We start from the raw sequence: 24,684 nt of genomic DNA, 5'->3' as shown, positions 1-24,684 counted from the left end.
CGGCCACGCCGCCGCAGCAGGACCAGCCGCGCCAGGTCGAGGTGCCGCCGGCCCCGAAGCCCGCGGCCAGCCCGCCGCCCGAGCGCGCCGGGCAGCCCGCCGCGCAGCGCTCGGACCAGCAGACCACCGGTCAGCCGCGCTCGACCCCGTCGCCGACCGCCAAGCCCGCCACCCCGCCGTCCGAGGGCGGCCCCGAGGTGACGCCCCTGCGCGGTGCCTCGGCGCGGGTCGTCAGCAACATGGAGAACAGCCTGCAGGTGCCGGTCGCGACGAGCGTGCGCGCCGTCCCGGCCAAGCTGCTGATCGACAACCGCATCGTCATCAACAGCCACCTCAAGCGCAGCCGCGGCGGCAAGGTCTCGTTCACCCACCTCATCGGGTTCGCCGTCGTCAAGGCGCTGGCCGCGATGCCGGAGATGAACAACGCCTTCACCGAGCGCGACGGCAAGCCCGCCCTGGCCGTGCCCGAGCACGTCAACCTGGGCCTGGCCATCGACCTGGCCAAGCCCGACGGCACCCGCCAGCTGCTCGTGCCGAGCATCAAGGGCGCCGAGACCATGGACTTCGCGCAGTTCTGGACCGGCTACGAGGACGTCGTCCGCCGAGCCCGCGCGCAGAAGCTGACGGCCGACGACTTCGCCGGCACCACGATCAGCCTGACCAACCCCGGCACCATCGGCACCAACCACTCGGTGCCGCGCCTGATGAACGGCCAGGGCACGATCATCGGCGTCGGCTCGCTGGAGTACCCGGCCGAGTGGCAGGGCGCGAGCGAGGAGACGCTGAACCGCAGCGCGATCTCCAAGATCGTCACGCTCACCTCGACGTACGACCACCGGATCATCCAGGGCGCGCAGTCCGGCGACTTCCTGCGCCGCATCCACCAGCTGCTGCTGGGCGAGGACGGGTTCTACGACGAGATCTTCCGCTCGCTGCGGATCCCGTACGAGCCGATCCGCTGGGTGCAGGACATCTCGGCCAGCCACGACGACGACATCACCAAGACCGCGCGCGTGCAGGAGCTGATCCACGCCTACCGCGTGCGCGGCCACCTGATGGCCGACACCGACCCGCTGGAGTACCGCCAGCGCCGGCACCCCGACCTGGACGTCATCACCCACGGCCTGAGCCTGTGGGACCTCGACCGCGAGTTCCCGACGGGTGGCTTCGGCGGGGCGCCCTTCATGAAGCTGCGCCACATCCTGGGCGTGCTGCGCGACTCCTACTGCCGCACCGTCGGCATCGAGTACATGCACATCCAGGACCCCGAGCAGCGCGCCTGGATCCAGAGCAAGGTCGAGCGGCCCTACGCCAAGACCTCCGCCGACGAGCAGCTGCGGATCCTGCGCCGGCTCAACGCGGCCGAGGCGTTCGAGACGTTCCTGCAGACCAAGTACGTGGGGCAGAAGCGGTTCAGCCTCGAGGGCGGCGAGTCCGTCATCGCGCTGCTCGACCGCATCCTGTCCTCGGCCGCCACCGAGCACCTCGACGAGGTCTGCATCGGCATGCCGCACCGCGGCCGGCTCAACGTGCTGGTGAACATCGCCGGCAAGTCCTACGCGCAGATCTTCCGCGAGTTCGAGGGCACCCAGGACCCGCGCAGCGTGCAGGGCTCGGGCGACGTGAAGTACCACCTCGGCACCGAGGGCAAGTTCACGTCCGAGGAGGGCGACACCACCAAGGTCTACCTGGCGGCCAACCCCAGCCACCTCGAGGCGGTCAACCCGGTGCTCGAGGGCATCGTGCGCGCCAAGCAGGACCGCCTCGACCTCGGCGGCGAGTCGTTCACCGTGCTGCCCGTGCTGCTGCACGGCGACGCGGCGTTCGCGGGTCAGGGCGTGGTGGCCGAGACGCTCAACCTCTCGCAGCTGCGTGGCTACCGCACCGGCGGCACGATCCACGTCGTCATCAACAACCAGGTCGGCTTCACGACCGCACCGTCGGCGTCCCGCTCCTCGTTCTACTCCACCGACGTCGCCCGGATGATTCAGGCGCCGATCTTCCACGTGAACGGCGACGACCCCGAGGCCTGCGTCCGGGTGGCCGAGCTGGCCTTCGAGTTCCGCCAGGAGTTCGGCAAGGACGTCGTCGTCGACATGGTCTGCTACCGCCGGCGCGGCCACAACGAGGGCGACGACCCCTCGATGACCCAGCCGCTGATGTACCGCCTGATCGAGAACAAGCGCAGCGTCCGCAAGCTCTACACCGAGTCGCTCATCGGCCGCGGCGACATCACGGTCGAGGACGCCGAGGCCGCGCTGCGCGACTACCAGCAGCAGCTCGAGCGGGTGTTCACCGAGACCCGTGAGGCCTCCAAGGGCGCGGCGGCGGACGGCGACGCGCGCGGCGGGCTCGAGCGCCCGCAGGCGCAGGTCGACGACGACGTGTTCTCGGTCTCGCGCCCGTCGGCGATCTCGACCGAGGTGCTCGAGCGGATCGGCGACTCGTTCACCAACGTCCCCGACGGCTTCGAGGTGCACCCCAAGCTGCAGCAGCTGATGGCCCGGCGCACCAGCATGACGCGCGAGGGCGGCATCGACTGGGCCATGGGCGAGCTGCTCGCCTTCGGCTCGCTGCTGATGGAGCAGACCCCGGTGCGTCTGGCCGGCCAGGACTCGCGCCGCGGCACGTTCGTGCAGCGCCACTCGGTGCTGATCGACAAGAACACCGCCGAGGAGTGGACGCCGCTGCTGTACCTCAGCGACGACCAGGCCCGGTTCTGGGTCTACGACTCGCTGCTGTCGGAGTTCGCGGCCATGGGCTTCGAGTACGGCTACTCGGTCGAGCGCCCGGACGCGCTGGTGCTGTGGGAGGCCCAGTTCGGCGACTTCGTCAACGGCGCGCAGACGATCATGGACGAGTTCATCAGCTCGTCGGAGCAGAAGTGGGGCCAGCACTCCTCGGTCGTGCTGCTGCTGCCGCACGGCTTCGAGGGCCAGGGTCCCGACCACTCCTCGGCCCGGATCGAGCGCTTCCTGCAGATGTGCGCCGAGGACAACATGACGGTGGCGATGCCCAGCACGCCGGCGTCCTACTTCCACCTGCTGCGGCGGCAGGCGTACACCCGCCCGCGCCGTCCGCTCGTGGTCTTCACGCCCAAGTCGATGCTGCGGCTCAAGGCCGCCGTGAGCGACCCGTCCGACTTCACCAGCGGCCACTTCCTGCCGGTGATCGGCGACGCCACGGCCGACCCGGCCACGGTCGACCGCGTGCTGCTGTGCGCGGGCAAGGTCTACTGGGACCTCGTGGCCGAGCGCGAGAAGCGCGGCGACACCGCCACGGCGATCGTGCGGGTCGAGCAGCTCGCGCCGCTGCCGGTCGAGGAGATCCTGGCCGAGCTGGCCAAGTACCCGCAGGCGCAGCTGGTCTGGACGCAGCAGGAGCCCGCCAACATGGGTCCGTGGCCGCACGTCGCGCTCGGGCTGCCCGAGCACCTGGGCGGTCGCGCGCTGCACCGGGCCTCGCGCCCGGCGTCCGCGTCCCCGGCGAGCGGCTCGTCCAAGCGGCACGAGGTCGAGCAGCAGGCGCTGCTCGAGCAGGCCCTGGGTCGCTGAGGCCGCGGGCGGATGTACTTCACCGACCGCGGCATCGAGGAGCTCGAGCAGCGACGCGGGGACGAGGACGTCTCGCTGTCGTGGGTCGCCGAGCGGCTGCGCGAGTTCGTCGACCTCAACCCCGAGTTCGAGACCCCGGTGGAGCGGCTGGCCACCTGGCTGGCCCGCCTGGACGACGAGGACGAGTGAGCGCGTGAGCAGCGACGACCACCCGGACGACGCCGGTAGGGCCGACGTCTCCACCGGCCGGCGCGACGTGCGCGTCAGCGTGGTCGGCGACTCCTACGTCACCGGCTACGGCGACCCGAAGGCGCTCGGCTGGGTGGGCCGCGTCGTGGCGCGCACGCCGCAGGACCAGCTCGACCTCACCGTGCACACCCTGGGCGTGCGCGGTGACTCGACGTCCGGCGTCCTCGCCCGCTGGCGCGACGAGACCGGACGACGGCTCTTCCCCGGCGTCGACAACCGCCTGGTCGTCGCGGTGGGCGCCAACGACGTCGGCCAGGGCATCTCGCTGGCCCGCACCCGGCTGAACCTCGCCAACGTCGTCGACGAGGCCGTGGCCGACGGCCTGCAGCCCTTCGTCGTGGGTCCCCCGCCCTGGCTCGCCGCCGCCGACAACGACAGGCTGCGGGTGGTCGTCGACGCCGAGCGCGACGTCTGCGAGCGCCGCGGCGTCCCGTTCGTCGACTGCTTCACCCCGCTGCTCGAGCACGAGCAGTGGTTCGCCGACCTGGCCTCCGGCGACGGCATGCACCCCGGGCAGGCCGGCTACGGGCTGCTCGCCTGGCTGGTGCTGCACTGCGGCTGGCCGCAGTGGCTCGGCCTCGACCCGGACTGACCGCTTGACGCTCTGGCCAACTCGCGATATATCTTGTCTCCGCAGACGCGATATATCTCGTGAAGGAGAAGAGCATGTCGGAGAGCTGGCAGGTCGACGGTCCCAAGGTCCTCGAGGTGGGCGGGCCGGACGAGCCGGTGCGCGAGGTGCGCGTCGGCCTGGTCGCCGGGCGCGTGGACGTCGTCGCGCACCCGGTGCAGGACGGCGACGACGACGCGGGCACCGCGCGGGTCGAGGTAAGCTCGGTCAAGGGCCGCCCGCTGGAGGTCGAGTGGGTCGACGGCACGCTGTCGGTCGCCCACCCGAAGGTCAAGTGGGACGGCCTGCTCGACGGGCTGAAGAGCCTGGGCCGCAAGGACGACCGCGCCGAGCTGAGCATCGCCGTGCCGGCCGGCACCCGGGTCAAGATCTCGACGGTCTCGGCCGACGGCCTGGTCTCGGGCCTGACCGCCGACGCCACGGTGCGCACGGTCAGCGGCGAGCTCGCCGTCGACGGCGTGCACGGCGACGTGCACGCCCGCACGATCTCGGGACGCATCGACGTCCGCGACCTGCACGGCAGCCTGTCCGGCGAGTCGGTCAGCGGCTCGCTCGTGGTGCAGGCGGTCGAGCTGCCGCAGCTCGACGTCAAGACGGTGTCGGGCGAGCTCGTCGTCGACCTGCACCGCGCGCCGAGCCAGGTCGCGATGAAGAGCGTGTCGGGCGACCTCGTGGTGCGCATCCCGGCGGAGTCCGGCTTCCGCCTGGACGCCAAGAGCGTCAGCGGCCAGATCGTGGCCGACGGACGGCGGATCGGCGCCGGCCGCCCCGGGCCGCCGCAGGGCGAGATCCGCGACGGCGACGAGCAGGTGCGCGTCTCGGCGATGTCGGTGAGCGGCGACGTCACCCTGCTGCGCACGGCGTCGTCGTGAGCCCGGTCTTCGCCCACGGCCAGCTGCGGCTCTACATGCTCATCGCGCTGGCCGACGGCCCGCGGCACGGCTACGAGATCATCCGCGACCTCGAGGAGCGCTTCGACGGGCTCTACTCCCCCAGCGCCGGCACGGTCTACCCGCGGCTGGCGCGGCTGGAGGAGGAGGGGCTCGTCGTCCGCGAGGACGAGGGGCGCAAGGCGGTCTACCGGATCACCGACGCCGGCCGGGCCGAGCTGGCCGAGCGGCGCGCCGACGTCCAGGACCTCGAGGTCGACCTCGACCGCACGGTGCGCCAGCTGGCCGAGCAGGTGCGGGTGCAGGTGCGCGGCAGCGCGAAGGACCTGCGCTCGGAGCTCATGGACGCCGCGCGCAGCGCCCGCAAGCACGCGCGCGACGAGCCCCGCGACCCCGACCAGCACGCGACGTGGGCCCGCCACCCGCAGCTGGACCAGGCGGTCGACGAGCTGCGGCGGGGCCTGCGGTCGGCAACCCGTCGGCAGTGGATCGACCAGCAGTCCATGGACGAGATCGTCCGCATCGTCGAGCGCGCACGGGACGACGTCGTCGACGTCGTCGAGCGCGCCCTGGGCAACGGGAGGAGGAAGTCATGATCGCAGGATCGAGCGAGCAGCTCGTCGCCCACGTGCAGCGCGAGCGCACCCGGACGTCGGTGCGCTGGCACCACCCCGAGCGTCACGACGCGCTGCGCCGCGGCCTCACCGGGTGAAGACCACCTTGCCGAACACGTCGTTCTCCAGCAGGCGCGCGAACCCCTCGCGCGCCTGCTCGAGCGGGAGCACCTGGTCGACCAGCGGGCGCACGCCCGTGACGGCGCAGAACCGCATCAGCCGCTCGAGCTCCTCGCGGGTGCCCATGGTCGAGCCGACCACCCGCAGCTGCAGGAAGAACACCCGGCTGAGCTCGGCCGACGGCGCGTCGCCGCTGGTGGCGCCGCACGTCACGATCACGCCGCCAGGCTTCAGCGCCCGCACCGAGTGCGCCCAGGTCGCCTTGCCCACCGTCTCCATCACGCCGTCGACCCGCTCGGGCAGTCGCTCGCCCGAGGCGAAGGCGCGGTCGGCGCCCAGCTCGACCGCCCGCGCGCCCTTGGCCTCGTCGCGCGCCGTCACCCACATCCGGTAGCCGGCCGCCGCGCCGAGCGCCACCAGCGCGGTGGCCACGCCGCCGCCGGCGCCCTGCACCAGCACGGTCGAGCCGGGCGCGAGGTCCGAGCGGGTGAAGAGCATGCGGTAGGCGGTCAGCCACGCCGTGGGCAGGCACGCGGCCTCCTCGAAGCTCAGCTCGGCCGGCTTGGGCACCAGGTTGCGCCGCGGCACCACGACCTCGTCGGCGAACGTGCCCTGGTGCTTCTCGGAGAGCAGGGAGCGCTTCGGGTCGAGCGTCTCGTCGCCGCCCCAGGCCGGGTCGCCCACGACCGCGTGCACGACGACCTCGTTGCCGTCGTCGTCCAGGCCCGCGCCGTCGCAGCCGAGCACCATCGGCAGCCGGTCGGCCGGCAGGCCCACGCCGCGCAGGCTCCACAGGTCGTGGTGGTTCAGGCTGGCGGCCTTCAGCCGCACCCGCGCCCACCCCTGCGGCACCTCCGGCGCGGGTCGCTCCCCCAGCTCGAGGGCGGACAGCGGGTCGTCGGCGCTGCTTGCGGAGGCGTAGACGGCGAACATGGTGCGACCCTAGCCCCCGTGACCACGACCACCGACGTCCCGTACGTCGTCGTCGGACCGCTGCTGCGGTACGTCGACGACACCACCGCGACCATCTGGGTCGAGACCGACCGGCCGTGCGAGGTGGAGGTCCTCGGCCACCGCGAGCCCACGTGGGAGGTGCACGGCCACCACTACGCGCTGGTGGTCGTCGAGGGCCTGGAGCCGGCCAGCCGCACGGTCTACACCGTGCAGCTGGACGGCGCGCAGGCCTGGCCCGAGCCGGGCGCGAAGGAGCCCCCGAGCGTGATCCGGACGATGTCCGACGACACCCGGGTGCGGCTGGCGTTCGGCTCGTGCCGGCGAGCGGCACCCTTCGACAAGGGCAGCCTGCGCAAGGTCGGCGCGGACGCGCTGGTGGCCCTGGCCGAGCGGATGATGGGCGGCGGGCACGACCAGTGGCCCGACGCGCTGCTCCTGGCGGGCGACCAGGTCTACGCCGACGACCCGTCGCCGGCCATGAAGCACCGGCTGCAGCAGCTGCACGCCCTGGGCGCGCGGCGGGCCGAGGGCGAGGACGAGGACGTCCGCGAGGAGATCATCGACTTCGAGGAGTACACCTGGCTCTACCAGGAGTCGTGGCGGACGCCGGCGGTGCGCTGGCTGCTGTCGACCCTGCCGACCTGCATGATCCTGGACGACCACGACCTGCGCGACGACTGGAACAGCTCGTGGTCGTGGCGCCAGGAGATCAGCCAGAAGCCCTGGTGGCGCCAGCGCGTCGTCGGCGCCTTCTCGTCGTACTGGGTCTACCAGCACCTGGGCAACCTCTCGCCCCGCGAGCTGGCGCAGGACGAGGTCTACGCCGCCGTGCGGGCGGCGACGAGCACCGAGGCCCGCGAGCAGGTGCTGGCCGACTTCGCCTGGCGGGCCGACACCGACCCGTCGTCCGCGCGCTGGAGCTACCACCGCGACTTCGGCCGCACCCGCCTGGTCGTGCTCGACTCCCGCTGCTCGCGCGACCTCGACCCCGACCACCGCGCGATGGTCGACGACGTCGAGTGGCAGTGGTTCCGCGACGTCACGGACGCCGAGGTCGACCACCTGCTCATCGGCACCTCGCTGCCCTTCCTGCTGCTGCACGGCGTCCACCACCTGGAGGGCTGGGACGAGGCGTGCGCGCAAGGGGCCTGGGGGCCGCTGGGTGGCCGTATGGGCGAGAAGCTGCGGCTCGCGCTGGACCTCGAGCACTGGGCGGCGTTCCGCACGTCCTTCGACGCCATGGTCGAGCGGGTCGGCGAGATCGGCCGGCGCGAGCGACCGCCCGCGAGCGTGATGTGGCTCTCGGGCGACGTCCACTGCTCCTACGTCGCGACCGCCCAGGTCGAGGGCGTCGACCCGGCCCGGACGTCGGTCGTGCAGCTGACGATGTCGCCGTTCCGCAACCCGCTCGAGCCGTGGATCCGGCTGGCCAACTCGTGGTTCGAGAAGAAGCCGGTGCACCGCACGCTGGGCTGGCTGGCCCGGCGCGCGGGCGTGCGCGACCCCGGCATCACCTGGACCGTGCCGGACGGCCCGTGGTTCGACAACGGCGTGATGACCGTCGACGTGCGCGGACGACGGGCCCAGGTCGAGGTCGAGCACGCCAAGGTCGTCGGGGGCGCGCAGGTGCTCGACCGCACCCGCACCCGCGAGCTCACCCCGCGCTGACCCGCGCCAACCCCTCGCGGCGGGCGGTCGCGGCGACCGCGGCGGCCACCGCCGGCACCACCCGCTCGTCGAACACGCTCGGCACGATCTCGCCGGCGGTCGGCTCGTCCACCAGCTCGGCGATCGCCCGGGCCGCAGCCAGCTTCATCCCCTCGCTGATCCGGCGCGCCCGGACGTCGAGCGCGCCCCGGAACACGCCCGGGAACGCGAGCACGTTGTTGATCTGGTTCGGGAAGTCGCTGCGGCCGGTGGCGACGACCGCCGCGTGCCGGGCCGCGACGTCGGGGTGCACCTCGGGGTCGGGGTTGGCCAGGCCGAACACGACCGCGTCGCGGGCCAGGCCGCGCAGCGCCGCCTCGGGCACCGTGCCGCCGCTGACGCCGACGTAGGCGTCGGCGCCCACGAGCGCGTCGGCCAGCGAGCCCCGCACCCCGCGCGGGTTGGTGCGGGCCGCCAGCTTGCGCTTGTGCGCCGCCAGGTCGGTGCGCCCGCCCTCGACGACGCCGCGGGAGTCGCACACGACGACGTCCGCGACGCCGGCGCGCAGCAGGATCTTGGACACGGCGACGCCGGCCGCGCCCGCACCGCCGACGACGACGCGCAGCCCGGCGAGGTCCTTGTCCACGACCTGGGCCGCGTTGATGAGCGCCGCGAGGACGACGACCGCCGTGCCGTGCTGGTCGTCGTGGAACACCGGGACGTCGAGCCGCTCCTGCAGCCGTCGCTCGACCTCGAAGCAGCGCGGCGCCGAGATGTCCTCGAGGTTGATGCCGCCGTAGGTGGGCGCCAGCCGCACCACGGTCTCGACCAGCTCGTCGACGTCCGTGGTCGCCAGGCAGACCGGCACGGCGTCGACGTCCGCGAAGTGCTTGAACAGCAGCGCCTTGCCCTCCATCACCGGCAGTGCGGCGGCGGGGCCGATGTCGCCGAGCCCGAGCACGGCGGTGCCGTCGGTGACGACGGCGACGGTGTTGGCGCGCGAGGTGTAGACGTCGGCGAGCGCTGGGTCGGCCGCGATGGCGCGCGAGACCTCCGCCACGCCCGGCGTGTAGGCCAGCGAGAGCTCCTCGCGCCCCAGCAGCGGACGGCGGGCGGCGACGGCGAGCTTGCCGCCGAGGTGGTGCTGGAACACGGCGGACGACGGGTCGTGCGCCGCGCGGGAGGCGTCGGGGGTGTGCGGGGACGTCGGTTCGGCGGACATGCGCCGGTCACCTCATCTGGTGGGCAGCGTGCGGAGAGACCTCGGGGACCTGCCGGAGCCGGGTGTGGCCGGGCGGTCCTCGCACGGGGGTCTCCCGCAAGGCACCGGCCATGCTGCCACAGCCCGCCGCCGGGCACGAGGGGCCGCGCCCGGGAGAGACGCGGATCACGCCCTGCCGGGTGACGTCGGGTCACGAAGAGGTCGCGGATCGTGCGACCTCTGCCACGCAGCGGCACCGCGGTGGCAGGATGCCCCCACCAGACGAGCCCTAGGAGGCCCTTGTGTTGCTGCGTTCCCGTGGAGTGGCTGCTGCCGTCGTGCTCGGCGCCGGCGTCGCCCTGTCGCTGTCGGCCTGCGGTTCCGACTCGTTGTCGGGTGCCGGTGGCTCCAGCACGAAGAGCGTGGCCGCGGCCACCGCCGACTCCGCCCTCGCCGCCAAGCTGCCGGACAAGGTGAAGACCGCGAAGAAGATCGTGGTCGGCACCGACGCCTCCTACGCGCCGAGCGAGTTCCTCGCCGGCGACGGCAAGACCGTGCAGGGCTTCGACGTCGACCTGTTCAAGGCGGTCGGCCAGAAGTTCGGCGTCGACGTCGAGTTCGTGCCCTCGAGCTTCGACTCGATCATCGCCGGCGTGAGCACCGGCAAGTACGACGTCGGCGTCTCGTCGTTCACGATCAACGACGAGCGCAAGAAGCAGGTCAACATGGTGAGCTACTACAGCGCGGGCACGCAGTGGGCCACCGCCAAGGGCAACCCCAAGCAGGTCGCCCCGGACGCCGCGTGCGGCCTCAAGGTCGCCGTGCAGACCGGCACCGTGCAGGAGGAGGAGGACCTGCCGAAGCGCCAGGCCGCCTGCAAGACCGCCGGCAAGGGCAAGATCACCGTGCAGTCCTACCAGGGCCAGGACGAGGCCACCGCGGCGGTCGCCACGGGCAAGGCCGACGCCATGCTCGCCGACTCCCCGGTGTGCGCCTACGCCGTGCTGCAGTCCAACGGCGCGCTGATGACCGTCGGCGACGTCTACGACTCGGCGCCCTACGGCTACGTCGTCCCGAAGGACCAGGCCGACTTCGCCGCCGCCATCACCGACGCCCTCAAGGCGCTGAAGTCCGACGGCACCTACGACTCGGTGCTCGACAAGTGGGGCGTGAAGTCCGGCGGGATCACCGACTTCGCCGTCAACCCGTGACCGAACGCCCGACGTCGACCCCCGGGGCGGGCGACCGCCCCGGGGCCATCGATGCGGTCCCGGTCCGCCACGTCGGGCGCTGGGTCGCGGTCGCGGTCATCGCCGTGCTCGCGGCGATGCTGCTGCACCTGCTGCTGGCGAACAAGGCGTTCAACTGGCACTTCGTCTTCCAGGCGATGATCCAGTCCCCGGTCATCGACGGCCTGCTGCGCGGCACGCTCGTGGCCACCGTCGGCTCGATGGTCGTGGGCGTGCTCCTCGGCGTCGTGCTCGCCGTGATGCGGCTGTCGCCCAACAAGGTGCTGTCGTGGTCGGCCTGGACCTTCACCTGGTTCTTCCGCGCGATCCCCCGCTACGTGCTGCTGTTCATCATCGGCAACCTGGCGATCGTGCTGCCGCGCCTCGACATCGGCATCCCCTTCGACTGGGTGATCACCGACCTGATCGGCCTCGACCAGGACTTCCGCTTCCTGGGCTTCAACACCCAGCAGCTGGGCACCTCGGTCGCCGGCGGCATCCTCGGCCTCGGGCTGTCGGAGGCCGCGTACATGGCCGAGATCGCGCGCGCCGGCATCCTCAGCGTCGACCGCGGGCAGGAGGAGGCCGCGCAGGCCCTCGGCATGAGCCGCGGCAAGACGATGCGCCGCGTCGTGCTGCCGCAGGCGATGCGCGTGATCGTCCCGCCGACCGGCAACGAGACCATCGCGATGCTGAAGGACACCTCGCTGCTCATCGCGCTGCCGCTGTCCTACGAGCTGTTCTTCCAGCTGCGCTCGATCGGGTCGCGCACCTTCCAGGTGTTCCCCGTCGCCGTGGCCGCGACGCTCTGGTACCTGATCCTGTGCAGCGTCCTGATGGTGGGCCAGTACTTCCTGGAGCGCCGCTTCGGCCGCGGCTTCGGCAGCAAGGCTGCCCCGACCAAGACGCCGGCGGCGCTGACGACCGCCGGCCAGGGAGGACGCTGACATGACGGCGACCACCACCGACCGCCCGCTGGTGCAGGCGGTCAACGTGCACAAGGCGTTCCACGGCACCGACGTCCTCAAGGGCATCGACCTAGACGTCTCGAGCGGCGAGGTCGTGTGCCTGCTCGGGCCGTCCGGCTCGGGCAAGACGACGTTCCTGCGCTGCATCAACCAGCTCGAGACGATCGACGGCGGGCGCATCCGCGTTGACGGCGACCTGATGGGCTACGCCGAGCGGGCCGGGCGCCTGCACCGCCTGAACGACAAGCAGATCGCGGCCCAGCGGCGCGAGATCGGCATGGTGTTCCAGCGGTTCAACCTGTTCCCGCACATGACCGCGACCGAGAACGTCATGGAGGCGCCGGTCCAGGTCAAGGGCGAGGACAAGGCGACGGCGCGGCGCCGCGCGCACGAGCTGCTCGAGCGCGTGGGCATGGCCGACCGCTCGCACGCCTACCCCTCCCAGCTCTCGGGCGGCCAGCAGCAGCGCGTCGCCATCGCCCGGGCGCTCGCGATGCAGCCCAAGCTGATGCTGTTCGACGAGCCGACCAGCGCCCTCGACCCCGAGCTCGTGGGCGAGGTGCTCACGGTCATGCGCGAGCTGGCCGACGACGGCATGACGATGATCGTGGTCACGCACGAGATGAGCTTCGCGCGCGACGTCGCCGACCGCGTCGTCTTCATGGACGGCGGGGTGGTCGTCGAGCAGGGCTTCCCGCGCCAGGTGATCGGCAACCCGCAGCACGCCCGCACCAAGGCCTTCCTGCAGCGCATGCAGCGCGAGGAGGCCGAGGGCCACGGCGGCGCGGCGATCGAGGTGCCGGACGACGCGAGCGCACCGCCCGCGGAGGGCTGAGCTGGCCCGCCCCTTCGGCGTGGTCGTCGTCCGCGGGCGCTCGATGCTGCCCACGCTCGCGGACGGCGACCGGCTGCTCGTGCGCTGGGGCGCGCTCCCCCGCGCCGGCCGGCTGGCCGTCGTCCGGCTGCCCGACGGCCCGGACGGACCGCGGCCGGTCGCCGTCAAGCGGGTGCTGCGCCGCGCGGACGACGGGTGGTGGGTCGAGCGCGACAACCCGGCGCAGGGCGTGGACTCCTGGCAGGTCGGGGCCCTGCCGGACGACGCGGTGCTGGCCGCCGTCGTGGCCCGGTGGTGGCCCCGGCCCGCCCGCGCGCTGCGCCCGCCCCGCGGGTAGGTTGATCAGGTCCGAGCGACACGGAAGACGAAGGGACCACCACATGCTCTCGCGGCTGTTCGCCCGCACCGTCGAGGTCAGCGCGCACTGCGACCTCCCGTGCGGCGTCTACGACCCCGCCCAGGCCAAGATCGAGGCCGAGTCCGTCAAGGCCATCATCGGCAAGCTCGCCGACAACGACGACCCTGACTTCCGCACCCGCGCGCTGATCATCAAGGAGCAGCGCTCCGAGCTGGTCAAGCACCACCTGTGGGTGCTGTGGACCGACTACTTCAAGCCCCCGCACTTCGAGAAGTACCCGCAGCTGCACCAGCTGTTCAACGAGGCCACCAAGCTGGCCGGCGGTGGCGGCGGCACCAAGGCCAGCACCGACGCCGCGAAGGCCGACGAGCTGATCGCCAAGATCGACGAGATCGCCGAGATCTTCTGGGAGACCAAGAAGGCCGCCTGAGCAGCCCCTCCCGGCGACGACGCCAGGGGCCGGTCCCCACGGGGCCGGCCCTTCGTCGTGTCCAGGTTGCGTCACGCGCGCGCCGTTCGGGAGTAATGTCCGGCCCGGCGTCCGGCAAAGCGGCCGGTCGCGGCAGGTCGAGCCCGGAGGACCGACGTGGACGCACCCCCTGACACCGGCACCACCCCGCCCGAGCCCGGACGACGCTCCCTGCCCGGCCCGCAGCTCGCCCTGGTGGCGGTCGTGCTGGCCCTGCCGGTGCTGGCGCTGGTCTGGGTGTCGAGTTACGCCAAGGCCACGCCCGAGCTGTGGGGCTTCCCGTTCTTCTACTGGTACCAGTTCCTGTGGGTCTTCCTCGCCGCGATCTGCACCAGCGTCGCCTACCGGGTCGTGACCGCGCACGAGCGCCGCACCCGCGGTGACATCCGCGGCACCCGCACCACCACCACTACGGACGACGGAGCCGACCGATGAGCGCCACCGCACCGGCCGCCGTCCAGGCCGCGACCACCACCGGCGTCAACGGCGTGGCGCTCACCATCGTCATCGTCTTGTTCCTCGCCGTCACCGCCATGGGCTTCATGGCGGCGCGCTGGCGGCGCAGCTCGAGCATGGGCTCGTTGCAGGAGTGGGGTCTCGGCGGCCGCAGCTTCGGCACGTTCATCACGTGGTTCCTGCTCGGCGGTGACCTCTACACGGCCTACACCTTCGTCGCGGTGCCAGCCGCGATGTTCGCCACCGGTGCGGTGACGGGCTTCTTCGCCGTCCCGTACACGATCGTGGTGTACCCGATCATCTTCGTGTTCATGGCCCGGCTGTGGTCGGTGTCGCACACCCACGGGTTCGTCACCCCGGCCGACTTCGTCAAGGGCCGCTACGGCTCGCGCGGGCTGAGCCTGGCCATCGCGGTCACCGGGATCCTGGCGACGATGCCGTACATCGCGCTGCAGCTCGTGGGCATCCAGGCGGTGCTCGAGGTCATGGGCATCGGCGGGAGCGGCAACGTCATCGCCAAGGACCTGCCGCTGCTCATCGCCTTCGCGGTGCTCGCGGCGTACACGTACTCCAGCGGCCTGCGCGCGCCCGCGATGATCGCCTTCGTCAAGGACGGCCTGATCTACCTGGTGATCCTCGTCGCGATCATCTACCTGCCGCACAAGGTCGGCGGCTGGAGCCACGTGTTCGACAGCGCCCAGGAGAAGATGGCGGCCACCAACCCGGTGACCAAGAAGCCGAACGGCGCGTTCATCCCCAACACCGCGCAGCTGTGGCCCTACGCCACGCTCGCCCTGGGCTCGGCCATGGCGCTGTTCATGTACCCGCACTCGATCACCGCGGTGCTGTCGAGCAAGAACCGCAACGTCATCCGGCGCAACGCCTCGATCCTGCCGGCGTACTCGTTCCTGCTCGGGCTGCTCGCGCTGCTCGGCTTCGTCGCGATCGCGGCCGGCACCAAGCCGATCGGGCTCGACGGCAAGCCCAACGCGCAGCTCGTGGTGCCGCAGCTGTTCGAGGACCAGTTCCCGTCGTGGTTCGCCGGCATCGCCTTCGCGGCCATCGCGATCGGTGCGCTCGTGCCCGCCGCCATCATGTCGATCGCGGCGGCGAACCTGTTCACCCGCAACATCTACCGCGACTTCATCAAGCCGGACGCGACGCACGCGCAGGAGGCCCGGGTCAGCAAGCTCGTCTCGCTGGTGGTGAAGGTCGGCGCTCTGGCGTTCGTCTTCACGCTCGACAAGACCCTCGCGCTGAACTTCCAGCTGCTGGGCGGCGTCTGGATCCTGCAGACGTTCCCGGCCATCGTGTTCGGCCTGTACACGCGGTGGTTCCACCGCTGGGCGCTGCTGGCCGGCTGGGCGGTCGCCATGGTCTACGGCACCGTCACGGCCTACCAGCAGATCAACCCGGCCACCGGCAAGCACTTCGGGGCGTCGGTGGGCCCGATCGAGCTGATCGGCAAGAGCGGGTACATCGCGCTCACGGCCTTCGTCATCAACGTCGTCATCGCGGCGGTGCTGACGCTGGTGCTGCGCGCGGTGAAGGCGCCCGACGGGGTCGACCAGACCTCGCCGTCCGACTACCGTGCGGACGCCGGCGACCCGAGCGTGCACGACCTGCCCGAGCTCACCGAGGCCTGACCTCCCGCGAACCTGCCGTGATCGTGCGATCCGGCCCCGTCGGGGCTGGATCGCACGATCACGACCGGGGTGGGCCAGCCCGTCGAGAAGCACAGGAGGGCAGAGCCGTGGAGCGCCACGTGAGCACCGTCGACGACGTGCTCGACCTGATGGACACGCTGTTCGCGGCCGAGGCCGACCGCTGGACGCCGCGCGGTGCCGGCTGGTGGGACGGCTTCTACGACGACCGCGACCGGGACGTGCCGTTCTTCCGCGCGGCGCCGGACGAGTCGCTGGTGCGCTGGCACGAGGCGGGCCTGCTGGCCGGCGGGGGCCGAGCGCTCGACCTCGGCTGCGGGCCGGGCCGCAACGCCGTCTGGCTGGCCGAGCAGGGCTACGAGGTCGTGGCCGTCGACCTGTCGCCCACGGCCCTGGGCTGGGCCCGCGAGCGCGCCGAGGCGGCCGGGGTCGAGGTCACGTTCGTCGAGGGCAGCATCTTCGACCCCGGCACGGTGCCTGGCCGCTTCGACCTCGTGTACGACTCGGGGTGCTTCCACCACCTGCCTCCGCACCGGCGGATCAGCTATCGCGCGCTGCTCGAGCGCACCCTGCCGGCCGGGGCGGCGTTCGGCCTGGTCTGCTTCGCCTGGGGCGCGATGGGCACCGAGGCACCCGACGCGCAGCTCTACCGCGAGGGCAGGCTGGCCGGCGGCGTCGCCTACCGCGAGGACGACCTGCGCCGGCTGTTCGGGTGGCTGCAGGTGCAGGAGCTCGGTCGGATGGTGCCGCAGCCGCAGTCGTCGCCCCGCTTCGGCGAGGACTTCCTGTGGGCCGGTCTGTTCAGGCGCTGACGGCACGTGCGGGCCGGCGCAGGCGCGACGCCTCGCGGGTGGCGACCCAGCCGACCAGCACCACCAGGTGCAGCACCCACAGCCAGAGCAGGACGGCGATCGCGCCACCGACCTGGGCCAGCCCCCCGAACGGCGCGCCGAGGTCGACCGGCAGGGCGAGGAACAGCACGAAGCCCTGCAGGAAGCCGCTGACGAAGGCCGCCGTGGCCAGCGCCCCGAGCACGCAGGTGAGCCACGGCAGCCGGGTGGGCGCCACGACCCGGAACGTCCAGGCCAGCGGCACCGACAGCACCAGCCAGTCGACGTTCAGCGCGACGTAGACGCCGAGCGCGGTCGGACCCGCACCGTCGCCGAACCGCGTCGCCAGCCAGGGCGTCACGGCGAGCACCGCCAGCAGCAGCGCCGGGGCCGCAGCAAGCAGCGGCAGCACCGCCAGCCGGCCGCGCCAGCCGACGAGCCGGTCGGGGCGCAGGTCGTCCGCGAGCGCCACGTAGGCCCGGCGCAGGCCCTCGCCGTACACCGACGCCGGCAGCACGGCCACCACCACACCCAGCCACCCGACGTCCGCGCCGCGGCGCAGCAGCTCGCCCGCGACCTGGTCGGCGCCGAGCGTGCTCGGCAGCGCGCCCGACAGGCTGCCGGCCAGGTCGAGGACGCGGTCACGGCCGACGACCGCCGCCAGCAGCCGGGTGGCGATCAGCAGGCCGGGCACCACCGCGAGCGCCGCGTAGAAGGTGACGCCCGCGCCGTAGAGCAGCAGGTCGTGGCCGCGCAGCGCGCTGGACGTCGCCCGCGGCAGCCGGCGCAGCACCGAGCGCGCCGAGGCCGTCACCGGGGCAGCCGGTCGAGGAACCGCCGGACGTCGACCACGACCCGGGTGACCTGCCCGGTGGCCAGCAGCCGGTCGTCGGTGCCGGTGGCGGTCACGGCGAAGCGCAGCAGCCGCCCGTCGGCGTGGGTGCGCTCGGCCCGCACGGTGACGACCTCGCCGACCGGGCTGGCGGCCAGGTGCTCGAGCTCGACCCGGGTGCCGACGCTGGTGGCGCCCTCGGGCAGCGGCTCGGCAGCGTCGCAGGTGACGGCCTCGCACCAGGCGAGCAGGCGCGGCGTGGCCAGGACGTCGAGCGAGCCCGACCCGAGCGCGCGGGCGGTGTCGTCGTCCTGCACCTCGTAGGGGCGCTCGGCGGTGGTCACGCCACCGACGCTACCCACCCCGGCCGTTCTCCCCCACCGGTGAGGGGCAGCGGTCAGGCGACGAGGCCGAGGCGGCGCAGCTCGACGGTGAGGTCGTGCGGGTTGCTCGAGGCGCTCATGGCGTCCTCGAGCGTCACGACGCCGTCGCGGATCAGCGTGGTGAGGTGCTGGTCGAAGGTCTGCATGCCGTAGAAGCCGCCCTCGGTGATCAGCTCGGTGAGGGTGCTGGTCTTGTCCGGGTCGACGATCGCGTCGGCGACGCGGCCGGTGTTGACCGCGATCTCCATCGCGACGCAGCGGCCCTGGCCGTCGGCGCGCGGCACGAGCCGCTGGCAGATGATGCCGCGCAGCGCGCCGGCGAGCGCGAGGCGCACCTGCTTCTGCTCGTGCGGCGGGAAGAAGTCGATGATGCGGGCGACGGTCTCCTGCGCGTTCGTCGTGTGCAGCGTCGACATGACGAAGTGACCGGTCTCGGACGCCGACAGCGCCGCCTTCACGGTCTCGACGTCGCGCATCTCGCCGACCAGGATCACGTCCGGGTCCTGGCGCATCGCGGCGCGCAGGGCGACCGCGAAGTCGTCGGTGTCGAGGCGCACCTCGCGCTGGTTGATCATCGAGAGCTGGTCGCGGTGCAGCACCTCGATCGGGTCCTCGATCGTGACGATGTGGCACTCGCGGTGGGTGTTGATGTGGTCGACCATGCCGGCGAGCGTCGTGGTCTTGCCCGAGCCGGTGGGGCCGGTGACGAGCACCAGGCCGCGGGGCTCGAGGGCGAGCTGGCTGATGACCGACGGCACGCTGAGCTCGTCCAGCGGGATGGCGCCGACCGACACCCGGCGGAAGACCAGGCCGACCGAGCCGCGCGAGCGGAACGCGTTGACGCGGAAGCGGCCGACCCCGGCCAGCGAGTAGGCGAAGTCCGCCTCGTTCGTGCGCTTGAAGGACTCGCGCAGGTCGTCGCGCATGACCTCGTCGGCGATCGCCGCGGTCTGCTCGGGCGTCAGCGCCGGGCCCTGCAGCTTGCGCAGCCGGCCGTCGATGCGCAGGCGCGCCGGCGAGCCGACCTTGATGTGCAGGTCGGACCCGCGCAGCTCGGCGAGCGCGCGCAGGTACGGCGAGACGGAGATGACGGCGGGCTCTTCCACGCAGTGCACATCGGCTCCCTGCAGGGGCCACTTGAGCCGCGCGGGTGAGTTACTCCACCCGGGTGACGACCCGGGTGAGGGCCGAGACGACGCGCGGGTCGTACTCGTAGGCCAGCCCCAGGTGGATGCGCTCGAGGGCCTCGCGGCGACGGGTCTCGGTGCCGCCGTCACCCACCAGGTCGTCGAACGCGTTCGCGGCCTTGATGATGCGGCTGGCCAGCGGCACGGCGCGGTCGTCGGTCTCGTGCCGGCGCCGGTACGGCTCGGACTGCCGCTCGATGATCACGGCGACGTCGTCCAGCACGCCCGTGCGCCGGACGACAGCCGCGCCCAGGTCGGCGATCCGGCGCTGCTCCCCCGGCGCCGCCATCAGCGTGGCGCCGCCCGGGATGGGCTCGGTGAGCGAGAGCTGGCCGATGTCGTGCAGCAGCGCGGCGTACTCCAGGTCGCGCAGGCCCCGCTCGGGCATCCCCAGGTCGCGACCCATGGCCAGCGCCAGCGTCGCGACGCGGCGCGAGTGGCCCGACTCGGTGTAGCCGCCGAGCTCGGTGACCCGCGACAGCGAGCGGATCGTCTGGGCGTACGTCGCCTGCACCGTGGCGTAGCGGCGGAAGGCGAACTGGGTGAGCAGCAGCGGCGCGAGGAAGACGGGCACCGCGAGCAGGCCCATCGGCTCGGCCGCCAGCGCGATCAGGACGCCGCCGCAGCCGATGGCGCTGCCGAGGCCCGAGGCGACGCGCAGCTCGTCGGCGAGCACCGACTTCACCCGCGCGTTCTCGGCCGCGGCCCGCATCACGGCCGCGAGCAGCGCGTCCAGCACGAGGGTCAGGACGACGGCGGCGAGCATGAGCAGCGCGAGCAGCCAGCGGAAGCCGTGCCGGGCCATGCCGGTGTCGACCAGCGAGCCGTCGGGACCGACCGGTAGCACGCGCCACACCAGCACCAGCGCCGAGACGGCCAGGAACCGGTGCACGATGCCCGCCAGGTCGGGCGACCGCGAGGCCAGCAGGTGGGGCAGGATCCCGAGCAGCGTCGCGAGGGCGACCACGGCGAGCACCGTGGCGGCGCCCACGACCGGCCCGGACGACGGCCCGATCCGCCCGACCAGGGCGAACGCGACCGCGGCCGCCGTGCCGATGGGCGCGGCCTCGCGCTCACCCGGCAGCCACACCCGCAGCGACTCGCCCAGCGCGATGGCCGCACCGAAGGCGAGCACGACCTTGAGGTCCGCCAACCCGCGCTCGGTGGCCCCTGCCGCGGCCGAGCCGACGGCACCGGCCATGACCATCGCGGCGATGCCGGTGAACGCACCCGTCATCGAGACGCGGGGCGTGGTGCGCACCGCGACGCTCACCGGGGGTCGCCGTCCGGCAGCCGTCCGAGGTCGACCGGCCGGCGCGCCTCGTCGGCGAACGCGGGGTCGTCGTGGTCGCGCGAGTCGAGCCCGGCGTCCGGGGCGGGCTCGAACGACGGCTCGCTGGTCTCGCGCGCCGTGCCGTCGTCGGCCTCGGGCTGCTCGGCGTCGCGCTGGGCCTCGGTGGTCCACGCGGTGCGCTGCAGGCCCTCGGTGAGCGCCGCGACGAAGTCCGGGTCGAACTGCGTGCCGGCGCAGTCGGCGAGCTCGGCCACGGCCTCCTCGACGGTGCGCGCCTGGCGGTACGAGCGGGTCGAGGTCATCGAGTCGAAGGCGTCGGCCACCGCGATGATGCGCGCGAACTCCGGGATCGCGCCGCCCACCAGCCCCAGCGGGTAGCCGCGGCCGTCGAGCCGCTCGTGGTGGTGCAGGATCCCCTCGAACGCCTCGCCCAAGAACTCGATCTCGCGCACCATCTCGAGCCCGCGCACCGGGTGCCGGGCGATGGTGGCGAACTCCTCGTCGGTGAGCGCGCCGGTCTTCTGCAGCACGCGGGTCGGGACGCCGAGCTTGCCGACGTCGTGCAGCATGCCCGCGAAGTGCAGGGTCGACGTCCGCTGCTGGGAGAGCCCGACGGCGCGGGCGATGATGACCGAGGCCCGGGCCACCCGCTCGCTGTGGCCGCGGGTGTAGTGGTCCTTGGCCTCGACGGCCTGCACCAGCGCGGCGACGGTGCGCTCGTGGGCGGCGTTCTGCTCGGCGTACTGCGCGAAGGCCCAACGGGCGACGAAGAGCGGCGCGAGCACGAGCAGGGCCGACAGCGCGCCGACGCCGGCGGCGTCCCACAGCACGACGAGCAGCAGGCCGAACAGGCCGTACCCGATGTAGGCGATGCCGCCGCTGCGCAGCGTGCCGGTGAGGACCTCGCGGTAGGGCACGCCCTCGCTGATGCTGATGACGCCGGCCAGCACGACGGCGTTGACCAGGCACATGACGACGTTGGCCAGCACGAGCGGCACCGCCAGGTGGCCCAGCAGGTCGCCCGAGGTGAGCAGGTCGCGCGGCTGCGGCGTGCCGCCGGTGAGGTAGTACGTGGCGCTCGCGGCGGCGCCCATGAGGGCGAACAGGCTGACGTTGAGCAGCCAGACGCGCGGCTTGGCGCGCCGGACCTCGAGCAGCCAGGACGAGACGCCGACCAGGATCGCGCCGGTGGGACCGGCCAGCACGACCGCGGCCAGCTGCACGATCGAGCTGGTCGACATGCCGGTGCGCGCTGACAACCGCCGCACGCGGGTCTGGCTGCTGATGATGCACAGCAGCGCGAGCACGAGCGTGGACCGCCACTCGGTCGGCGGGCGCCAGAACCAGGTGGCGGCGAGCGCGACGGCAGCGAGGATCGTCGTCGCACCCACGTAGGTGCGGACGTGCCTCAACGACCGGTCCACCTCAGCCCTCTCGCCCTCGGGCCAGGACGCGTGGGAGAGACCGGTGCCGTGATCTGTGCTGCTGAGGTGGGCGGAGCTCGCGCTCAGCCCTCCCAGCTCCAGTGCGGCTGGGACGAAAGGAACTTCTCGACAGCGGACACGATCTTGCTCACCGGTCATCACTCCTTGCTGAAGTAGTCATGGGACCGCTAGTCCCATGCGCACTCCGCTCCGCTCAGGATTCGGACGTACCGGACAAACGTACAGGGGGGACGTTTGTCAGGTAAAGGTGTGCTGCACCGGTCTCTTCCACGCGCTCTGGAGTTGTCGAGCGCCCGTCTCGGACGGGCTGTCCATCGCTGCGGATCGTAACCTCACGGGGTCGCTCACCGCGCGTGAACCGCGGGTCGGACGACGCGCCGTTGGGCCGTCCGGGTGAACCCGGCGGTCACGGTGCGCGACGTGAGAGCGCGCCCTCGCCCTGTCGAGGGTGCTGACGACTACGGTCGGCGACCATGACGACCATGCGGCTGCGGCCGGACCTCGAGGACGCGCTGCGCACCCTGCCCGGCGTCCAGGCGGTGAGCGTGGTGACCTCCGGCGACGGCAAGCCGACCGAGGTGCACGTGCTCGCCACCCCCGGCAAGGCCCCCAAGCAGGTCGTGCGCGACGTCCAGTCGGTGGCCATGGCCGGGTTCGACGTCGACCTGGACCACCGGATCGTCAGCGTGGTGCAGATCGAGCAGCGCGGGGGCCCCGCGAACGGTCTCTCGCTCGTGCCGGACGACGGCACGGACGGGGTGGCCGGCGTCCCCGCTCCGGACGGGTCCGGGCCGGCCGACCCCGGCACCCCTCGCCCGCTCGTCGGCCGCATCGCGCTGAGCACGACCGGCACCGGCGCCTCGGCCACCGTGAGCGTGCGGCTGGGCGAGGACGAGTTCGTCGGCGAGGTCGAGGGACCGGCCACCGCGCCCGCACGGCCCCGGCTGGTCGCCGAGGCGACGGTGCAGGCGCTGTCCGAGCTGGTCGGGTCGGCCTGCGAGGTCGAGGCGGCCCAGGTGACGGGCGCGGGCCAGCGCGAGGTGGCGGTCGTCGTCCTGTCGCTGGCGGTGCCGCGGGTGGGGCTGCAGGTGCTCACCGGCAGCGCGCTGGTGCGCCAGCACCCCGAGGACGCGGTCGTGCGTGCCGTGCTCGACGCCCTGAACCGGCACCTGGCTGGCTGAGGGACTCCCGGCGGTGTGGGAGCATGGACGCCGACCCCGACGAAGGAGCGAGCGATGAGCAAGCGCGCCCGCAAGCGCCGCAGCCGCAAGGGCAACGCCGCCAACCACGGCAAGAAGCCCAACGCCTGAGGCGACTCACGCAGACGAAGGGCCCGGACCGAGCGATCGGTCCGGGCCCTTCGACGTGCCGCGGGTCGGTGCGCTGGAGGCTCAGGCCTCGAACTCGACGCGCACCTGGGTGATCCGGGTCAGGATGCGGGTGCGCAGCTCCTCGGGCGCCGCCTCGCACGCGCAGCTGCGCCGGATCAGCGCCTTGAGCGCGAGGTCGAGGTCGTACTCCTGCAGGCAGGGGCCGCACTCGTCCAGGTGCTGCTTGATCTTGGCGCAGTCGAGCTCGCCCATCTCGTTGTCGAGGTACTCGTACACGCGGTCGAGCACCTCGCTGCAGTCCGTGTCGTGGTGGTTGCCGCAGCTCACGACGCACCTCCGGTCTTGCTGCCCGCGGCAGCCATGCCGCGGTCACGGGCGTAGTCCTGCAGCAGGTCGCGCAGCTGGCGCCGGCCGCGGTGCAGGCGCGACATCACGGTGCCGATCGGCGTCCCCATGATCTCGGCGATCTCCTTGTAGGCGAACCCCTCGACGTCGGCGTAGTACACCGCCATCCGGAAGTCCTCGGGGATCTGCTGCAGCGCGTCCTTGACGTCGCTGTCGGGCAGGTGGTCGAGCGCCTCGGCCTCGGCCGAGCGCAGCCCGGTGGAGGTGTGCGACTCGGCGCGGGCCAGCTGGTAGTCCTCGACCTGCTCGGCGTCCGACTGCTGAGGCTCGCGCTGCTTCTTGCGGTACGTGTTGATGTAGGTGTTCGTCAGGATCCGGTACAGCCAGGCCTTGAGGTTCGTGCCGGGGCGGTACTGGTGGAAGGCGGCGAACGCCTTGGCGAAGGTCTCCTGGACGAGGTCCTCGGCGTCGGCCGGGTTGCGCGTCATGCGCAGGGCGGCCGAGTAGAGCTGGTCGAGGTACTGCAGCGCGTCGCGCTCGAAGCGGGCGCTGCGCTCGTCGGTGGACTCGGTCTCGGGCGCGCGCTGCGTGTCGTCGCCGAGGTCGTCGGTGCTGGTCATCGCCTCCCAGGATATCGCCGAACCCTGGGTGCGCTTGACGGAGGCGGGCGCCGACGCGGACGACGACCACCGGGGGAAGACGGGACCGTCCACCACCCTGTCTGCTGCAGACGTCAGCACGCGGCTCCTCCCGGATCGATCGACTCGCCCTGACCGGCGCCGCTCGACGGAGCGGGGCGCCTCAGGCAGGTGAACGCCAGGTGTCGGGGGCGCATTCCACGAGCAGGTCGAGCACCGCCGCGACGAGCACGGGACGCTGCGCCTTGAGGCCGTGGTCGCCCTCGACCGCCACCACCCGCCCGCTCGGCGGCAGCACCGGCGCGACGTCGTCCGGGCCGCCGAACGGGTCGCTGCGCCCCTGCACGACGAGCAGCGACCGCTCCCCCACGAGCAGCAGCTCGGCGGCCCGGCTGGCCCCCGGCTTGCCCGGCGGGTGCAGGGGGAAGGCCAGCGCCAGCACCCCGGTGGCGTCGACGTCCGCGGCGGTGCGGCACGCGACCCGGGCTCCCGCGCTGCGGCCCCCGACGACGAGCGGACCGGGCAGCCGGCCGCGGCCCGTGCGCAGGGCCCGCACGAGC

General features: G+C 72.7%; 26 protein-coding genes. 16 read left to right on the top strand and 10 right to left on the bottom strand.

Translation table 11 applies throughout. From position 1 onward, the window contains the following. The first annotated feature begins 41 nt into the window (after nt 1-41). The 5 genes from ACYVJ4_RS15530 to ACYVJ4_RS15510 all read left to right on the top strand — a co-directional run bounded on the left by ACYVJ4_RS15530 (nt 42) and on the right by ACYVJ4_RS15510 (nt 5,920). Nucleotides 42-3,554, top strand: a complete 3,513-nt coding sequence (locus tag ACYVJ4_RS15530; RefSeq protein WP_460461048.1) for a multifunctional oxoglutarate decarboxylase/oxoglutarate dehydrogenase thiamine pyrophosphate-binding subunit/dihydrolipoyllysine-residue succinyltransferase subunit — start codon at nt 42-44, stop codon at nt 3,552-3,554. Nucleotides 3,555-3,566: 12 nt separating this feature from the next. Further along, nucleotides 3,567-3,743: a DUF6104 family protein gene (locus tag ACYVJ4_RS15525; protein ID WP_460461047.1), complete on the top strand. Its 177-nt coding sequence runs from the start codon at nt 3,567-3,569 to the stop codon at nt 3,741-3,743. Between the two features lie 4 nt (nt 3,744-3,747). After that, on the top strand, nt 3,748-4,395 hold the full coding sequence (locus ACYVJ4_RS15520; RefSeq protein WP_460461046.1) for a GDSL-type esterase/lipase family protein: 648 nt from the start codon (nt 3,748-3,750) through the stop codon (nt 4,393-4,395). Between the two features lie 74 nt (nt 4,396-4,469). Beyond that, on the top strand, nt 4,470-5,306 hold the full coding sequence (locus ACYVJ4_RS15515) for a DUF4097 family beta strand repeat-containing protein (RefSeq protein ID WP_460461045.1): 837 nt from the start codon (nt 4,470-4,472) through the stop codon (nt 5,304-5,306). After that, complete coding sequence (locus tag ACYVJ4_RS15510; protein WP_460461044.1) at nt 5,303-5,920, top strand: PadR family transcriptional regulator; 618 nt, start codon at nt 5,303-5,305, stop codon at nt 5,918-5,920. The genes ACYVJ4_RS15515 and ACYVJ4_RS15510 overlap by 4 nt, the downstream gene beginning before the upstream one ends. 105 nt (nt 5,921-6,025) lie before the next feature. Here the strand turns inward: ACYVJ4_RS15510 and ACYVJ4_RS15505 are convergent, their stop codons facing one another. Beyond that, nucleotides 6,026-6,991, bottom strand: coding sequence for a zinc-binding dehydrogenase (locus ACYVJ4_RS15505; protein WP_460461043.1), 966 nt, complete (start codon nt 6,989-6,991; stop codon nt 6,026-6,028). Between the two features lie 18 nt (nt 6,992-7,009). Here ACYVJ4_RS15505 and ACYVJ4_RS15500 point away from each other — a divergent pair, with 18 nt between their 5' ends. Next, nucleotides 7,010-8,680, top strand: coding sequence for an alkaline phosphatase D family protein (locus ACYVJ4_RS15500; RefSeq protein WP_460461042.1), 1,671 nt, complete (start codon nt 7,010-7,012; stop codon nt 8,678-8,680). On the opposite strand, the gene ACYVJ4_RS15495 is transcribed toward ACYVJ4_RS15500, so the two are convergent. Next, nucleotides 8,667-9,881 carry an NAD(P)-dependent malic enzyme gene (locus ACYVJ4_RS15495; RefSeq protein ID WP_460461041.1) on the bottom strand — a complete coding sequence of 405 codons (1,215 nt, stop codon included), beginning with the start codon at nt 9,879-9,881 and terminating at the stop codon, nt 8,667-8,669. The genes ACYVJ4_RS15500 and ACYVJ4_RS15495 overlap by 14 nt on opposite strands. A gap of 281 nt (nt 9,882-10,162) precedes the next feature. Here ACYVJ4_RS15495 and ACYVJ4_RS15490 point away from each other — a divergent pair, with 281 nt between their 5' ends. From ACYVJ4_RS15490 to ACYVJ4_RS15455, 8 genes are all read left to right on the top strand, one after another. Next, nucleotides 10,163-11,071 (top strand): ABC transporter substrate-binding protein, encoded by a 909-nt coding sequence (locus tag ACYVJ4_RS15490; protein ID WP_460461040.1) that lies wholly within the window; start codon nt 10,163-10,165, stop codon nt 11,069-11,071. After that, complete coding sequence (locus ACYVJ4_RS15485) at nt 11,068-12,036, top strand: amino acid ABC transporter permease (protein ID WP_460461039.1); 969 nt, start codon at nt 11,068-11,070, stop codon at nt 12,034-12,036. Before ACYVJ4_RS15490 ends, ACYVJ4_RS15485 begins: the two co-directional genes overlap by 4 nt. A 1-nt stretch (nt 12,037) precedes the next feature. Continuing rightward, nucleotides 12,038-12,892, top strand: a complete 855-nt coding sequence (locus ACYVJ4_RS15480) for an amino acid ABC transporter ATP-binding protein (RefSeq protein ID WP_460461038.1) — start codon at nt 12,038-12,040, stop codon at nt 12,890-12,892. Between the two features lie 19 nt (nt 12,893-12,911). Next, nucleotides 12,912-13,229: a S24 family peptidase gene (locus ACYVJ4_RS15475; RefSeq protein WP_460461037.1), complete on the top strand. Its 318-nt coding sequence runs from the start codon at nt 12,912-12,914 to the stop codon at nt 13,227-13,229. Nucleotides 13,230-13,272: 43 nt separating this feature from the next. Further along, nucleotides 13,273-13,680: a superoxide dismutase, Ni gene (gene sodN / locus ACYVJ4_RS15470; RefSeq protein ID WP_460461036.1), complete on the top strand. Its 408-nt coding sequence runs from the start codon at nt 13,273-13,275 to the stop codon at nt 13,678-13,680. 156 nt (nt 13,681-13,836) lie between these two features. Then, complete coding sequence (locus tag ACYVJ4_RS15465; RefSeq protein ID WP_460461035.1) at nt 13,837-14,154, top strand: DUF3311 domain-containing protein; 318 nt, start codon at nt 13,837-13,839, stop codon at nt 14,152-14,154. Then, nucleotides 14,151-15,821, top strand: a complete 1,671-nt coding sequence (gene mctP / locus ACYVJ4_RS15460; RefSeq protein ID WP_460461034.1) for a monocarboxylate uptake permease MctP — start codon at nt 14,151-14,153, stop codon at nt 15,819-15,821. Before ACYVJ4_RS15465 ends, mctP begins: the two co-directional genes overlap by 4 nt. Before the next feature lie 107 nt (nt 15,822-15,928). Beyond that, nucleotides 15,929-16,651: a class I SAM-dependent methyltransferase gene (locus ACYVJ4_RS15455; protein WP_460461033.1), complete on the top strand. Its 723-nt coding sequence runs from the start codon at nt 15,929-15,931 to the stop codon at nt 16,649-16,651. On the opposite strand, the gene ACYVJ4_RS15450 is transcribed toward ACYVJ4_RS15455, so the two are convergent. From ACYVJ4_RS15450 to ACYVJ4_RS15430, 5 genes are read right to left on the bottom strand one after another with little or no spacing between them, the layout of a single operon-like run. Beyond that, complete coding sequence (locus ACYVJ4_RS15450) at nt 16,641-17,483, bottom strand: YhjD/YihY/BrkB family envelope integrity protein (protein ID WP_460461032.1); 843 nt, start codon at nt 17,481-17,483, stop codon at nt 16,641-16,643. The genes ACYVJ4_RS15455 and ACYVJ4_RS15450 overlap by 11 nt on opposite strands. Then, nucleotides 17,480-17,845: a thioesterase family protein gene (locus tag ACYVJ4_RS15445; RefSeq protein ID WP_460461031.1), complete on the bottom strand. Its 366-nt coding sequence runs from the start codon at nt 17,843-17,845 to the stop codon at nt 17,480-17,482. The genes ACYVJ4_RS15450 and ACYVJ4_RS15445 overlap by 4 nt, the downstream gene beginning before the upstream one ends. A gap of 53 nt (nt 17,846-17,898) precedes the next feature. Further along, on the bottom strand, nt 17,899-18,990 hold the full coding sequence (locus ACYVJ4_RS15440) for a type IV pilus twitching motility protein PilT (protein WP_460461030.1): 1,092 nt from the start codon (nt 18,988-18,990) through the stop codon (nt 17,899-17,901). 49 nt (nt 18,991-19,039) lie between these two features. Continuing rightward, nucleotides 19,040-20,344, bottom strand: coding sequence for an HD-GYP domain-containing protein (locus ACYVJ4_RS15435; protein WP_460461029.1), 1,305 nt, complete (start codon nt 20,342-20,344; stop codon nt 19,040-19,042). Further along, nucleotides 20,341-21,789: an HD-GYP domain-containing protein gene (locus ACYVJ4_RS15430; protein ID WP_460461028.1), complete on the bottom strand. Its 1,449-nt coding sequence runs from the start codon at nt 21,787-21,789 to the stop codon at nt 20,341-20,343. Before ACYVJ4_RS15430 ends, ACYVJ4_RS15435 begins: the two co-directional genes overlap by 4 nt. 494 nt (nt 21,790-22,283) lie before the next feature. Here ACYVJ4_RS15430 and ACYVJ4_RS15425 point away from each other — a divergent pair, with 494 nt between their 5' ends. Together ACYVJ4_RS15425 and ACYVJ4_RS15420 are read left to right on the top strand one after the other, a co-directional pair. Beyond that, a complete protein-coding gene (locus ACYVJ4_RS15425; RefSeq protein WP_460461027.1) occupies nt 22,284-22,991 on the top strand; it encodes a hypothetical protein in 708 nt (235 codons plus the stop codon). Nucleotides 22,992-23,045: 54 nt separating this feature from the next. Next, entirely contained in the window at nt 23,046-23,120 is a 75-nt protein-coding gene (locus ACYVJ4_RS15420; protein WP_369853652.1) for a 50S ribosomal protein bL37, read from the top strand. A gap of 81 nt (nt 23,121-23,201) precedes the next feature. Here the strand turns inward: ACYVJ4_RS15420 and rsrA are convergent, their stop codons facing one another. From rsrA to ACYVJ4_RS15405, 3 genes are all read right to left on the bottom strand, one after another. Continuing rightward, nucleotides 23,202-23,468 carry a mycothiol system anti-sigma-R factor gene (gene rsrA / locus ACYVJ4_RS15415; RefSeq protein ID WP_460461026.1) on the bottom strand — a complete coding sequence of 89 codons (267 nt, stop codon included), beginning with the start codon at nt 23,466-23,468 and terminating at the stop codon, nt 23,202-23,204. Beyond that, nucleotides 23,465-24,226, bottom strand: coding sequence for a sigma-70 family RNA polymerase sigma factor (locus ACYVJ4_RS15410; protein WP_460461025.1), 762 nt, complete (start codon nt 24,224-24,226; stop codon nt 23,465-23,467). Before ACYVJ4_RS15410 ends, rsrA begins: the two co-directional genes overlap by 4 nt. 61 nt (nt 24,227-24,287) lie before the next feature. Beyond that, nucleotides 24,288-24,684: alpha/beta family hydrolase (locus ACYVJ4_RS15405; RefSeq protein WP_460461024.1), on the bottom strand; the 397-nt coding region annotated here is incomplete at its 5' end.

It is taken from the genome of Angustibacter peucedani, assembly GCF_054779595.1.
This window is presented reverse-complemented; position numbering and strand designations above follow the sequence as displayed.

Coding starts and splice junctions, on each gene's coding strand:
- ACYVJ4_RS15525 (WP_460461047.1), top strand. CDS start 3,567: ATGTACTTCACCGACCGCGGCATCGAGGAGCTCGAGCAGCGACGCGGG.
- ACYVJ4_RS15515 (WP_460461045.1), top strand. CDS start 4,470: ATGTCGGAGAGCTGGCAGGTCGACGGTCCCAAGGTCCTCGAGGTGGGC.
- ACYVJ4_RS15505 (WP_460461043.1), bottom strand. CDS start 6,991: ATGTTCGCCGTCTACGCCTCCGCAAGCAGCGCCGACGACCCGCTGTCC.
- ACYVJ4_RS15495 (WP_460461041.1), bottom strand. CDS start 9,881: ATGTCCGCCGAACCGACGTCCCCGCACACCCCCGACGCCTCCCGCGCG.
- ACYVJ4_RS15480 (WP_460461038.1), top strand. CDS start 12,038: ATGACGGCGACCACCACCGACCGCCCGCTGGTGCAGGCGGTCAACGTG.
- sodN (WP_460461036.1), top strand. CDS start 13,273: ATGCTCTCGCGGCTGTTCGCCCGCACCGTCGAGGTCAGCGCGCACTGC.
- mctP (WP_460461034.1), top strand. CDS start 14,151: ATGAGCGCCACCGCACCGGCCGCCGTCCAGGCCGCGACCACCACCGGC.
- ACYVJ4_RS15425 (WP_460461027.1), top strand. CDS start 22,284: ATGACGACCATGCGGCTGCGGCCGGACCTCGAGGACGCGCTGCGCACC.